Source organism: Rhodococcus sp. SJ-3 (genome assembly GCF_051918125.1).
GTDB lineage: Bacteria > Actinomycetota > Actinomycetes > Mycobacteriales > Mycobacteriaceae > Rhodococcus.
In genome coordinates, this window is record NZ_CM123306.1 from 3591366 (window position 1) to 3604704 (window position 13339).

11 protein-coding genes are annotated in these 13339 nt (G+C 65.5%); 10 read left to right on the top strand and 1 reads right to left on the bottom strand.

Translation table 11 applies throughout. The features are described 5' to 3' along the window. Window positions 1-53: 53 nt before the first annotated feature. The 6 genes from ACTDXD_RS16705 to ACTDXD_RS16730 all read left to right on the top strand — a co-directional run bounded on the left by ACTDXD_RS16705 (window position 54) and on the right by ACTDXD_RS16730 (window position 7380). The gene (locus ACTDXD_RS16705; RefSeq protein WP_440123430.1) at window positions 54-695 is read left to right on the top strand and encodes an ABC transporter permease; all 642 of its coding nucleotides are present in this window, start codon (window positions 54-56) and stop codon (window positions 693-695) included. Next, window positions 695-1897, top strand: a complete 1203-nt coding sequence (locus ACTDXD_RS16710) for an ABC transporter ATP-binding protein (protein WP_440123431.1) — start codon at window positions 695-697, stop codon at window positions 1895-1897. The genes ACTDXD_RS16705 and ACTDXD_RS16710 overlap by 1 nt, the downstream gene beginning before the upstream one ends. After that, on the top strand, window positions 1894-2631 hold the full coding sequence (locus ACTDXD_RS16715) for an ABC transporter permease (RefSeq protein WP_440123432.1): 738 nt from the start codon (window positions 1894-1896) through the stop codon (window positions 2629-2631). Before ACTDXD_RS16710 ends, ACTDXD_RS16715 begins: the two co-directional genes overlap by 4 nt. Continuing rightward, window positions 2628-3608 (top strand): glycine betaine ABC transporter substrate-binding protein, encoded by a 981-nt coding sequence (locus ACTDXD_RS16720; RefSeq protein ID WP_440123433.1) that lies wholly within the window; start codon window positions 2628-2630, stop codon window positions 3606-3608. The genes ACTDXD_RS16715 and ACTDXD_RS16720 overlap by 4 nt, the downstream gene beginning before the upstream one ends. Window positions 3609-3694: 86 nt before the next feature. Then, the gene (locus tag ACTDXD_RS16725) at window positions 3695-5428 is read left to right on the top strand and encodes an ABC transporter ATP-binding protein (protein ID WP_440123434.1); all 1734 of its coding nucleotides are present in this window, start codon (window positions 3695-3697) and stop codon (window positions 5426-5428) included. Then, window positions 5425-7380, top strand: coding sequence for an ABC transporter ATP-binding protein (locus tag ACTDXD_RS16730; RefSeq protein ID WP_440123435.1), 1956 nt, complete (start codon window positions 5425-5427; stop codon window positions 7378-7380). The genes ACTDXD_RS16725 and ACTDXD_RS16730 overlap by 4 nt, the downstream gene beginning before the upstream one ends. 28 nt (window positions 7381-7408) lie before the next feature. On the opposite strand, the gene ACTDXD_RS16735 is transcribed toward ACTDXD_RS16730, so the two are convergent. Beyond that, the gene (locus tag ACTDXD_RS16735) at window positions 7409-8395 is read right to left on the bottom strand and encodes an Acg family FMN-binding oxidoreductase (protein ID WP_440123436.1); all 987 of its coding nucleotides are present in this window, start codon (window positions 8393-8395) and stop codon (window positions 7409-7411) included. Window positions 8396-8547: 152 nt separating this feature from the next. Here ACTDXD_RS16735 and ACTDXD_RS16740 point away from each other — a divergent pair, with 152 nt between their 5' ends. The 4 genes from ACTDXD_RS16740 (at window position 8548) to ACTDXD_RS16755 (ending at window position 13319) form a co-directional block, all read left to right on the top strand. Next, window positions 8548-9279: an enoyl-CoA hydratase gene (locus ACTDXD_RS16740; RefSeq protein WP_440123437.1), complete on the top strand. Its 732-nt coding sequence runs from the start codon at window positions 8548-8550 to the stop codon at window positions 9277-9279. After that, window positions 9276-10394 (top strand): MBL fold metallo-hydrolase, encoded by a 1119-nt coding sequence (locus tag ACTDXD_RS16745; protein ID WP_440123438.1) that lies wholly within the window; start codon window positions 9276-9278, stop codon window positions 10392-10394. Before ACTDXD_RS16740 ends, ACTDXD_RS16745 begins: the two co-directional genes overlap by 4 nt. Before the next feature lie 90 nt (window positions 10395-10484). Beyond that, complete coding sequence (locus tag ACTDXD_RS16750) at window positions 10485-12938, top strand: HAD-IC family P-type ATPase (protein ID WP_440127672.1); 2454 nt, start codon at window positions 10485-10487, stop codon at window positions 12936-12938. Window positions 12939-13034: 96 nt separating this feature from the next. After that, the gene (locus ACTDXD_RS16755) at window positions 13035-13319 is read left to right on the top strand and encodes an antitoxin (RefSeq protein WP_440123439.1); all 285 of its coding nucleotides are present in this window, start codon (window positions 13035-13037) and stop codon (window positions 13317-13319) included. The last annotated feature ends 20 nt before the right edge of the window (window positions 13320-13339 follow it).

The following is a 13339-nucleotide window of genomic DNA, read 5'->3' on the forward strand; positions in this document are numbered from 1 at the left end:
GCGCCTCATCGGTACCCCGAGGCGGCTTCGACACGAACGACAAGAGGAATGCCGTGAGTCTGTGGAGCTATATACAGGGCCGTGAGCAGACTCTGCTGTTCCTGACCTACCAGCACGCCTCCCTCGCGTTCCAGACCGTCCTGGTCGGCAGTGTCGTCGCATTGGCGATCGGTGTTGCCGTCTATCGGCTGCCGGTGATGTCCTCGCTCACGCTCACCGGCAGCCGGGTGGCGCTGACCATCCCGTCGCTCGCACTGCTCGCGCTGCTGATCATTCCGTTCGGGCTCGGCGTCACGCCGTCGTTCGTGATGCTCGCATTCTTCGCGGCGATGCCGGTGATCGGCAGTTCCGTCGTCGGGCTGCGATCCGTGTCTCCGGCGGTGATCGAATCAGCACGGGGAATCGGCCTCGCACGATGGCGGATTCTCGCATTCGTCGAACTGCCGATCGCGTGGCCGGTCATTCTCAGCGGAATCCGCGTTTCGACCCAGATGGTCGTCGGAGTGGCCGCGATCGTCGCCTACGTGCTCGGTCCTGGACTGGGATCGCTGATCTTCAACGGACTGGCTCGCCTCGGCGGAACCAACGCCGTGGAGATGGCTTTGACCGGGACCATCCTCGTCATCCTCGTGGCTCTGGTCTTCGACGCACTGCTCGTACTGCTCGGACGCCTGACCGTTTCGAAGGGACTCTGATGGCAGACCGGCGCATCACCGGCACTTCGATACGGCTCGACGGCGTGGTCAAACGCTATCGCGGACAAGACAAGCCCGCCGTCGAGCGCCTCGACCTCGATATCGAAGCGGGCGACATCGTCGCCTTCGTCGGGCCGTCCGGATGCGGCAAGACCACCACGTTGAAAATGATCAACCGGCTCATCGAACCGACCGAAGGCCGCATTCTCATAGGCGACCGCGACGTCACCGACGAGAATCCCGACCGGCTCAGGCAGTCGATCGGCTATGTCATCCAGTCGGGCGGGCTTTTTCCACACTGGTCCGTCGCAAAGAACATCGGCGCGATCCCCCGAGTCCTCGGCTGGAATCGCACCGAGATCGCTGAACGCACCGAGTATCTTCTCGAACTCGTGGGCCTCGATCCGGGCACCTACGCCGACCGTCTCCCCAGGGACATGTCCGGCGGACAGCAACAACGCGTCGGTGTTGCCCGAGCCCTCGCGGCCGACCCGCCCGTGCTGTTGATGGATGAGCCGTTCGGGGCGGTGGACCCGCTCACCCGGGCCCGCCTGCAGGACAGCCTCCTGTCCATCCAGCAGGAGCTGGGAAAGACAATCGTCCTGGTCACACACGATTTTCAGGAGGCGACCAAACTCGGCGACAAGGTGCTCATCCTGTCCGAAGGCGGACGTATCGAGCAATACGCGCCCCCCGCGGAGATCCTCGCAGACCCCGCCACCCCTTTCGTCGAGGAGTTCGTCGGATCCGGTGCCACTCTCGCGCAGCTCACACTCACGAGAGTGCGCGACGTCGACTACGAACAGGTGGTCACCGCGTCGGTCGGAGAGAACGCAGGAGAAGTGGCGGACCGCGCCCGTCTTGCGGGCCACGACTGGATCGTCGTGGTCGACGGACGCGGAAGGCCGCGCGCGTGGCCCACCCTCGCCGAGATCGCCACAAAACCACAGATCTCCGACTACATCGACGCGAGACTTCCGGTGGTCAGCGAATCGTCGACGCTCAACGACGCGCTCGACTCGATGCTCGCCGCGAGTCAGGGTGGAGTCCTCGTCACCGACGGCCGCGGCGTCATGCGGGGTGCGCTGCGCATCGACACGGTGATGGCGGTGATCCGTGCCCACACCGCCGAGGTGAGATCGGACGACGAAGAGCCCTCGTACGTCTCACACGACGAGGACCAGCACCGGGAGGATTCGTGATCTCCGCGCGGCGGGTACCGGTGGACGTCTGGTTCGAGCCACTGATCATCGTTGTGGTCGGCGCGGGTTATCTGTACTGGTATCTGACTTCGTCGTTCACCGAAACCGAACAGGCGGCCCTCGGGTGGGACAACCTGAGGGCGACCATCGTCGACCACATCGTGCTTACGGTGGTGGCGGCGATCATCGTGATCGTGATCGCCGTGCCCCTCGGGATCCTGCTGAGCCGCGACTCGATGCGATGGCTCAACCCGGTCGTCGTCAATGCTGCGAACGTCGGGCAGGCCGCCCCGGCAGTGGGACTGCTCGTCCTGTTCACGATGTGGCTCGGCACCGGATTCCGGACCGCGGTCATCGGTCTCGTCGTGTATGCGATCCTTCCGATCCTCCAGAACACGATCGTCGGTCTGCGCCAGGTGGATCGGAGAGTCATCGAGGCGGCACGGGGTATCGGATTCTCCAGTGCACGCACTCTCGTGCGTGTCGAGTTGCCGCTCGCAGTGCCGATCATCCTCAACGGTATTCGGACCGCTCTGGTCATTCTCGTCGGAACCGCGACGCTGAGCACCTTCATCGGGGCCGCGAGTCTGGGAACACTGATCACCACCGGAGTCACGTTGTTCCTTCCAGCGTTGCTCATCTCGGGCGCGATCCTCGTGGCCCTGCTGGCACTGATCATCGATTGGCTGGGCAGGCTCGTCGAATTCGTCGCAACACCGCGAGGCCTCTCGTGACGCGGATCCTGCACGGTGCCCGCGTGCTCGTGGTCGTGGTGTGCGCGGTGGCTCTTGCCGCGTGCGGTCTGGTCAGTTCGTCGGGCACGTTCCGGAAAGCCACCCTCCCGGACGGAAGCGAACCGTTGGCCGGAGCGTCGCTGGTCGTCTCGTCCAAGAGTTTCACCGAGGGTGTCATCCTCGGCAAGATCACAGCCACCTACCTTGCCGCCGCGGGCGCCGACGTCTCCGACCTCACGGGCGCACCGGGATCGGCGTCGTCGCGTCAGGCACTGCTCAACGGCGACGTCGACATCGTCTGGGAGTACACGGGCACCGGGTGGGTGAACTACCACGGGCAGACCGAGACGATCGTCGACCCGCACGAGTTGTGGGAGCGGGTCCGTGAGATCGAGAAGGAGGAATACGATCTCGAATGGCTGCCGCCGGCGAACTTCAACAACACCTACGCGTTCGCTGCATCCACTCCGACCGCGGAGCGACTCGGTGTGCGGCGTCTCGAAGACATCGCGAGTCTGCCGGTCGGCGAGCGCACCTTCTGCGTGGACGACGAGTTCTTCAGTCGGCCGGATGGTTTCGTTCCGATGCTCGAGGCATACGGGATCCCGTTCAATGATCCGAACGGTGTTCCCGCCGGAAATGTGACCAGGATGGACACCGGCGTGATCTATATGTCTACCGCGTCGGCCGAGCCCTGCAATTTCGGCATGGTGTACACCACCGACGGCCGGGTGCGGAACCTCGACCTGGTGGTCCTCGAGGACAACCGCAGCTTCTTCCTTCCCTACAGCGGGACCGCGGTGGTGCGCGGAGAGATTCTGGCAGCGCATCCGGAGATCGCCGAACTCATGGGCACGCTGTCTGCGCGACTGACCGAAGACGTGCTGCAGGACCTCAACGCCCGCGTCGACATCGAGGGGCAGGAGCCGTCCGAGGTCGCGTACGAGTGGTTGATCTCCGAGGGGCTCGTTTCCTAGAACGAACGGCGCGAACGTAATCGGACCGGTGAAATTCTCTGGTCGAATCATGATCGCCCCCGCTAGGGTCGTGGGGTGATGCCGTCATGCTGATCCGCCTGATCGTCACCTACCTGCCGCGATATCGCGTGAACGTCGTGGCGGTGGTGATTCTGCAGTTCGTGGCAACTGTCGCGATGCTCTACCTGCCGACGCTCAATGCCGACATCATCGACAACGGAGTCGCCAAAGGCGACACCGGATACATCCTGCGGATCGGCGGCTGGATGTTCGCGGTGGCGTTGGTGCAGCTGGTCTGCATGATGTATGGGCAGTACTTCGGTGCCCGCGGCGCGCTTGCCGTGGGACGCGACCTCCGTCACGATCTGCTGCACCGGGTGAATACCTTCTCGGCACGCGAAGTCGGCACGCTCGGTGCGCCGTCGTTGATCACCCGTACCACCAACGACGTACAGCAGGTCCAGCTCCTGCTGGTGATGAGTTCGTTCATCCTGGTCACGGCACCCATCATGTGTATCGGCGGGATCGCCATGGGGATTCACGTCGCGGCACCCATGGCGTGGGTACTCGTGGTGGCGGTGCCCATTCTCGGTATCACGATGGCCCTCATCATCCGGGTGATGGTCCCCGGTTTCCGGGTGATGCAGGCCCGGCTGGACAGCGTCAACAGGATCCTGCGCGAGCAGATCACGGGGATCCGCGTGGTCCGCGCATTCGTCCGGGAACGGTACGAAGCCGACAGGTTCGAGGTCGCCAACGACGAACTCGCCGACGCGAGCCTGCGAGTCGGACGGATGATGGCGTTGATGTTTCCCGTGGTCATGGGGATCACGAACGTGACCATCGTCGCGATCATCTGGGTCGGCGGGCACGAGATCTCCGACGGCACTGTGAAGATCGGCGCACTGAGCGCGATGATCAGCTACGTCATGCAAATCATGATGTCGGTCATGATGGCGTCGTTCCTTGCGATGATGGCTCCGCGAGCAACCGTGTGCGCGGAACGGATCGGGGAGGTCCTCGCGACCGAGACGTCGGTGGTGCGGCCCGCCGAACCGATCGGCTTCCACGCGGATCCGGCCACCGTGGAGTTCCGCACCGCGCAGTTCCGCTACCCCGGCGCAGACAGTCCGGTTCTGGAGGGAATGACCTTCCGCGTCGACCCCGGCACCACCACCGCTGTCATCGGGTCGACAGGTTCGGGCAAGACGACCCTGATCGGATTGGTGCCGCGCCTGATCGATGTCACCGACGGCGCGGTCCTGGTCGGCGGCACCGATGTCCGGCACCTGGACCCCGACGTGCTGCGGGCGGAGATCGGGCTGGTGCCGCAACGTGCCTATCTGTTCTCCGGCACCGTCGCATCCAATGTGCGCTACGGGAAACCGGACGCCACCGACGACGAGGTCTGGGAGGCACTGCGCATCGCGCAGGCCGACGAGTTCGTCCGCGCGATGCCGCAGGGACTGGACACGCCGATCGCGCAGGGCGGCACGACGGTGTCGGGTGGCCAGCGCCAGCGGCTGGCGATCGCGCGCGCACTCGTCCGCCGGCCGTCGATCTACCTGTTCGACGACGCGTTCTCGGCTCTCGACCTGTCGACCGACGCGCGCCTGAGATCTGCGCTGCGGCCCGCGACCACCAGTTCGGCGATGATCATAGTCGCGCAGCGCGTATCGACGATCATGGACGCCGATCAGATCGTGGTCCTCGATCGCGGACGGATCGTGGGGGTGGGGCAGCACGACGAGCTGCTCGATTCGTGCGAGACCTACTCCGAGATCGTCCGATCGCAGCTCGCCGTCGAGGAGCGGTCGTGACGGGCCCGGGTGGCAGGCAGCCGCTGGGTGCCCCGGTGCAGAAGCCCCGATCGTTCGTGCCGTCCATGAAGCGGCTGCTGCACCTGCTCGTCTCGTATCGCGGCTTCATGATCGTGATCCTGACTGCGACCGTCGGATCGGTGATCCTCACGGCGATCGCCCCACGGATCCTGGGTCACGCCACTGACCTGATCTTCAACGGTGTCATCGGCAGGATGCTCCCCGCCGGTACCACCAAGGAGCAGGCGGTCGCCGACCTCCGGGCACAGGGACAGGACACGTTCGCCGACATGGTCGGCTCGATGGACCTCACCCCCGGAGTCGGTATCGACTTCACTGCCGTCGGGCGGGTATTGCTGACGGTTCTCGCCCTGTACCTGGGATCGGCGCTGCTCGCGTGGATCGGTGCCTATCTGCTCAACATCGTCGTCGTCGGCACCATCAAGCGATTGCGTTCCGATGTGGAGGACAAGGTTCATCGTCTGCCTCTGCACTACTACGACACGACCCCGCGCGGGGATCTGCTCAGCCGCGTCACCAACGACCTGGACAATCTGTCGCAAAGCCTGCAGCAGACCGTCTCACAGGCGCTGAACTCGGTGCTGACCGTCATCGCGATCCTGATCATGATGCTGTCGATCTCACCTCTGCTCACGATCATCGCGCTGGTGGCCATCCCGCTGTCCATCGTCGCGACCGTCCTGATCGCCCGGCGATCCAAACCGCACTTCTCCGCGCAGTGGTCGTCGACCGGCAAACTCAACGCGCAGGTCGAAGAAGCGTTCACCGGACACGAACTGATGTTGGCGTTCGGCAGGCAGCAGGAGGTCGAGGACGAGTTCGACACCCGCAACGACAAGCTCTACAACTCGAGTTGGCGCGCCCAGTTCATCTCCGGACTGGTCCAGCCGACCATCATGTTCCTGGGCAATCTGAACTTCGTCGCGGTGGCGGTCGTGGGTGGACTCCAGGTCGCGTCGGGTTCGATCAGCCTCGGGTCGGTGCAGGCGTTCATCCAGTACTCGCGTCAGTTCACCCAGCCGCTCGCCCAGATCGGCTCGATGGTCAACCTCCTGCAGAGCGGAGTGGCCTCGGCAGAACGGATCTTCGACATCCTGGACGCCGAGGAACAGAGTGCAGATCCGGCCGACCCGCAGACCCCGTCGAGGAACAGCGGGCGCATCGACTTCGACGACGTGTCGTTCCGCTATGTGCCCGACAAACCGCTCATCGAGAACCTGTCGCTGGTGGCCGAACCCGGGCACATGGTCGCGATCGTCGGACCGACCGGCGCGGGCAAGACCACTCTCGTCAATCTCATCATGCGGTTCTACGACGTCGACTCGGGAACGATCCGCGTCGATGGAGTGGACTCCCGGAGCATGACCCGCGACGATCTGCGCGAACGCACCGGGATGGTCCTGCAGGATTCGTGGCTTTTCGGCGGTACCATCTACGAGAACATCGCCTACGGCGATCCGACCGCAACTCGCGAGGAAGTTCTCGAAGCCGCTGAGCTGAGCCACGTCGATCACTTCGTGCGGGCCCTGCCCGACGGGTACGACACGATGCTCGACGAAGAAGGCGGCGGTGTCAGCGCAGGGGAGCGACAGCTGATCACGATCGCACGGGCCTTCCTCGCGAAGCCGGTGGTCCTCATCCTCGACGAGGCAACCAGCTCCGTCGATACCCGCACCGAACTGCTGATCCAGCAGGCGATGGCGACACTACGCACCGACCGGACGAGTTTCGTCATCGCGCACAGGCTTTCGACGATCCGCGATGCCGACGTCATCGTGGTCATGGAAGACGGTCATATCGTCGAGCAGGGCAACCACGAGCAACTGCTCGCGGCCCGCGGCGCCTACTACGAGTTGTATATCAGCCAGTTCACCGGCCCGGTCGAGGCGGAGGAGGACCGGGGCCACGAGGCGGTCGTCGAACAGGCGTGATGCCCGTTCTGTCCGAAGTGAACTCGGTTCAGCGTCGACCGTGCGCCATGGACAACACTGCTTCGGTCGGGAGCCGCGGCGTCGGCGCAGGCCTGCCCTCGGGTACGGCCGTCCCGATCCGGATCAGCGCCTGGGGGCAACCGCCATCGGGTGCCAGCCCGGCGATGATCTCGCGACTACCCGGAAGCTCGGTCACGTGGGTCAGGGGACACGAGGCCAGACGGTGCGCTGTTGCTTCGAGGAGCAGTGCCGAAAGCATCCGTCCCGCGGCCAGCCACGCGCGCCGCTCGTCCGTCGGGGTACTGACGAGCAGGACCGTCGAAGCGTCGACCTGACCGGCCGCATCGGCGGGGGAAGTTCTGTTCCCCGCGGGAAAACTACGTCCGATATCAACCCGGCGATGCTGCTCGGTGGTCACCAGTGCCTCCGGCGGAATGCCGAGGGCCTTCGTCGTGTGACCTGCCCACCAGTGCAGTTCCTGCTGATACGAGGTGTCGTAACGGCGGAGAGCGGCGCTGCGTGCGGTCGCGTCGGCCAAGGTTGCCCGTGCCTCCGGGGACAGGACCGTCACAGAGGCGTCGCCGGGCCCGGCGCTCGCTACCACGTCGAGTGTCGTGGTGTTGTCGGGTGCTCCGAGTGGTCGTCGATCCGAGTAGCGTCGCCTGATCGCTGCAACGAGATCGAAGTCGTGTGAGGCGGGACGGGCACCGTGCCCGAACCGCACGGTGGCCAGATGGTCGGAGTGCGCACCCTCGGGGAGGTGCCGAACGTCGGTCGACCATTTCAGGGCGGTGAATGCGACCTGCAGGTGATGCAGCGCCGCGCCGCAACTGAGTACGAGTTGCCTGCCCGAGGGGTCGACCGATCCGAGCATCCGTGTCGAGTCGCCGTGGAGGTGCAGCGATCCTGTTTCGTATCGCCAGTGCCACGGCTGACTGTTGTGCACCGACGGCGCGCGGCACGCGAGATCCACGGCCATCCGCACAACGTCGGAATCGGGAATCCGGGTGCTCATGATTGCTCCCACGCTTGTATGACCGGTCCGGTCTGGCCCCCATTGTTCGCTGTCCGCGCCGCCGGGTCCAGAGACGATTGTCATCGACTCGAACGGGTGACGCCGAGGGGTGGGAGAATGCGGAGGCTCGAAACCGAGAGGATGGGGTAGAGATGATCGGAATCAATCGCGACGGCGACGTCGTCACGGTGGAACTGCAGCGTGAAGAGCGTCGCAACGCCCTCACCACACAGTTGTGCGTGGAAATCCGCGAGGCCGTGGAGAAAGCCGCGGAGGACGATGCGCGGGTCGTCGTGATCACCGGACGCGGCAGTTCGTTCTGCGCGGGCGCCGATCTGTCCGGCGATGTGTACGCGGAGGGATTCACCGACAGCCTCGCCGAGCTGCTCCGCACGATCGTGGAAGCGCCGATTCCGGTGATCGCCGCCGTCAACGGTCCGGCAATCGGTGCGGGCACACAGCTGGCGCTCGCGTCGGATCTCCGCGTTGTGGCACCCGGCGCGAGGTTCGCGGTGCCCGCGGCGAAGCTGGGCATCTCAGTGGACCGGTGGACAGTCCGCAGGCTCGCGTCGCTCGTCGGCGGTGGCCGGGCCCGCACGGTGATGCTCGCCTGTGAGGCGATCGAGGCCGAGGACGCGCTCGCGTACGGCCTGGCCAACAAGATCGGTGATCTGGCCACCGCTCAGACGTGGGCGCAGGAAATCGCGAAACTTGCGCCGCTGTCGATGCACGCCCACAAGCTGTTCCTCAATGACGACGGCACCCGCCGCGATCCCACCGCCGAACAGCAGGCGGCAGCCGCCGCGGCGTGGCTCAGTGAGGACGCGCAGGAAGCGCGCCAGGCGCGGGCCGAACGTCGCGACCCGATCTTCCGCGGCCGATGAACATCGGGCGAATGGCGTCCTCCGCTGCAGCGGGCGCGGGACTGGTGTGGCTGGCACGAGCGGCCCAGGGGCTACCCACCTCGATCGGTGCGTCGGTATCCGACATCCGCCCGTACGCGGCCGGATCGCCGCAGTACCGGGAGGGCCGGTTCCACAACACCGATCCCGCGCAGATGCTCGGTCCGGACGCCGGCGGTGGGTTCGTCAAAGACCTGCTCGCCCGCGGATCCCGCGGAAAACCGCTGAGCGAGGTCCCACTCGCCCCGTACGTGGCGCCGGTGGAGGCCGCGCCACTCGCGGTGACGTGGTTCGGGCATTCGAGTGTCCTCGTGGAGATCGACGGATACCGGGTGCTCGCCGACCCGGTGTGGAGCGACCGAGTGTCACCTTCGGCAACGGTCGGTCCGATGCGATTGCATCGCACGCCGGTCGAACTGTCGGTGCTGCCGCCGATCGATGCGGTCGTCATTTCGCACGACCACTACGACCACCTCGATCGTTTCACGGTGGAAACGCTCGCGGCGTTGCAGCCTCGGGCCAGATTCCTCGTGCCACTGGGGGTGGGAGCGCACCTGCGGCGGTGGCAGGTGCCCGAGGAACGCATCGTCGAACTCGATTGGGATGAGCACACCGAGATCGGCGGGCTGAAGGTGACGTGCACCGAGGCCCGCCACTTCTCAGGTCGTGGCCTGCACCGCAACATCACGTTGTGGTCGTCGTGGGTGCTGGCGGGCCCGGCCCATTCGGTGTTCTTCGGCGGCGACAGCGGTTACACCCGCCGCTTCGCCGATCTCGGTGAGAAGTACGGGCCGTTCGACCTGACGCTGCTGCCCGTAGGGGCATACGACTCCCGGTGGCCCGACGTCCACATGAATCCGGAAGAGGCGGTGCGCACCCATCTCGACCTCGGCGGAACCGAGCGCCGCGACAGCCTTCTCGTGCCGGTGCACTGGGGAACGTTCAACCTCGCGTTCCACGCGTGGTCGGAGCCGATCTCCCGGCTTTTGCCCGCCGCGCAGGCCGACGGTGTCGTGACCGCCGTGCCGATGCCGGGACAGCGCGTCGATGTGTCGCGGTCGCGGGCGGACGAGCCGTGGTGGGTGGCACTGGGATGACGCTCGGGTGAACGTGATCGGCGGCGAACGCTACCGGTCGTGGTTGCCTGGAATAACCTGTTCGCTATGGCAGCAGACGAGCCCACCGCGATGGTCGGGCCGGCGGACACGATCGAGACCGAAGCTCCCCATCGGGTGACCGGGTTGACGACCGAGCAGGTCGCGGAACGGGTCGCGCGGGGTGAGACCAACGATGTTCCCGACAGGGCGTCACGGTCCGTCAACGACATCGTGCGAGCCAACGTGTTCACGCGCATCAACGCGATACTCGGTGTGCTCTTCCTGATCGTGTTGTTCACGGGATCGCTCATCGACGGCATGTTCGGGTTGCTGATCATCGCGAACAGCGGGATCGGCATCATCCAGGAGGTGCGCGCCAAGCGCACCCTCGACAGGCTTGCGATCGTCGGTCAGGCCAAGCCGGTTGTCCGGCGAGACGGCATCTCCGCGGAGCTGTCACCGCGCGAAGTGGTACTCGACGACATCATCGAGCTCGGGCCGGGCGACCAGCTCGTGGTCGACGGCGTCGTCGTCGACGCAGCGGCGCTCGAACTCGACGAATCGTTGCTTACCGGCGAAGCGGACGCGATCGACAAGGTACCCGGGTCGACGGTGATGTCGGGCAGTTTCGTGGCATCGGGCAGCGGTGCGTACCGCGCGACGAAGGTCGGCCGCGATGCCTATGCCGCGCGGCTCGCGGACGAGGCCAGCAAGTTCACGCTGGTGCACTCCGAGCTCAACTCGGGAATCAACAAGATCCTGAAGTTCATCACCTACCTGATGATTCCCGCGGGCCTGCTCATCATCTACAACCAGTTGTTCTCTAGCGGCGAGGCGCTCCGGCCCGCATTGAGCGGTATGGTCGCCGCGCTGGTACCGATGGTGCCCGAAGGCCTCGTGCTCATGACGTCGATCGCATTCGCTGTGGGTGTGATCCGGCTCGGCCGCCGCCAATGCCTGGTCCAGGAACTCCCCGCGATCGAGGGTCTCGCCCGCGTCGATGTCGTCTGCGCCGACAAGACGGGCACGCTCACCGAGAACGGGATGAGGCTGGCGGATGTCGTCGGTGCGGACGGCGCCGATCTCGATACCGCGCGAGCGGCACTTGCCGCACTCGCTGCCGACGACCCGCGGCCCAACGCGAGTGTGCTCGCGATCGCCGAGGCATTTCCGGATGATGCGGGGTGGGGGGAATCGACTGCGGTCGCGCCGTTCTCGTCGGCGAAGAAGTGGAGCGGGCAGTCCTACGGGGGCCACGGCAACTGGCTGCTGGGCGCTCCGGACGTGTTGCTCGATCCCGCGTCGGATTTCGCGCGGCAGGCCGAGCAGATCGGAGCGAAGGGGCTGCGGGTGCTGCTGCTCGCCTCCAGCGACCGTCCCGTCGACGACCCTGAAGCCCCCGGCACGGTGACACCGCAGGCACTGGTGGTGCTCGAGCAACGGATCAGGCCCGATGCGCAGGACACACTCGAATACTTCGCCGGCCAGAAGGTCGACGTCAAGGTGATCTCCGGCGACAACGCCGTGTCGGTGGGTGCGGTTGCGTCGTCGCTGGGCCTTCCGGGTGGCGAGAATCCCGTCGACGCCCGGACTTTGCCCGACGACCCGGATGCTCTTGCCGAGACCGTGGGAACGGCAACGACATTCGGACGCGTCCGGCCCGATCAGAAACGCGCGATGGTCGGTGCTCTGCAGTCGCGGGGGCACACCGTCGCGATGACCGGCGACGGTGTCAACGACGTCCTGGCACTCAAGGACGCGGACATCGGTGTCGCGATGGGATCGGGCAGTCCTGCGACCCGTTCGGTCGCCCAGATAGTCCTGCTGGACAACAAGTTCGCGACCCTGCCGTACGTCGTGGGGGAGGGTCGCCGCGTCATCGGCAACATCGAACGCGTCTCGAACCTGTTCCTCACCAAGACCGTGTACTCGGTGTTGCTCGCTTTCCTCATCGGTGTATCGGGGGCGCTGTCGCAGATCTTCGATTTCGAACCGCTGCCGTATCCGTTCCTGCCGCGCCACGTGACGATCGCGGCCTGGTTCACCATCGGTATCCCGGCATTCCTGTTGTCGCTGGCACCGAACAACGAGCGTGCGCGGTCGGGTTTCGTGTCGCGGGTGATGCGCCTTGCGATTCCGTCGGGCGTCGTGATCGGTGTGGCCACGTTCGTCTGCTATGTGCTCGTCTACGGCGGCCCCGACCAGACCGAGGAGCAGAAGATCCAAGCCGGGACATCGGCGTTGATCACGCTGATCATGATCGCGCTGTGGGTTCTCGCCGTGGTTGCACGCCCGTACCAGTGGTGGAAAATCGTCCTGCTCGCCGGGTCGCTGCTCGGATACGTGATTCTGTTCTCGGTGCCGTTCACGCGCGAATTCTTCGCGCTGGACCCGTCGAACGTCGCCTACTCGACCATCGCGGTGACCTGTGGCGCGATCGGTGTGGTGCTCGTCGAGGTCATCTGGTGGATTTCCGGGCGGCTGCACGGCGAGCATCGGCGCCTGTTTGCGGCCCCGGACGACCTGCTCCCGGGAGTACACTGACCGACGACTGTTGCCTGGACTCGTCGATGCATGTTTCGCAAGACCTCTCCGGTGGGAATTCGTGTCGACGACTCCACTTCATGGAAGGAGAGCGGCATGGGTTTCATGGATTCGGTCAAGGGACTGCTCGGCAAGGGCAAGGATTACGCGGCGCAGAATCCCGACAAGGCCCAGGGGTACATCGACAAGGCGGGCGATGCGGTCGACGGGAAGACCGGCGGCAAGTATGCGCAACACGTCGACAAGGCTCAGGACGCTGCGAAGAAGCATCTCGGCGCGACCGGTAACCCTGCGCCCGGCGCGCAACCAGGCCCCGGAGGCGAGCCGGGCCCTCAGTCCGATCCCGGACCGGACCCCCAGCCGGGGCCGCGCACCCCATAACGCCGGTCCGTCCACAGACG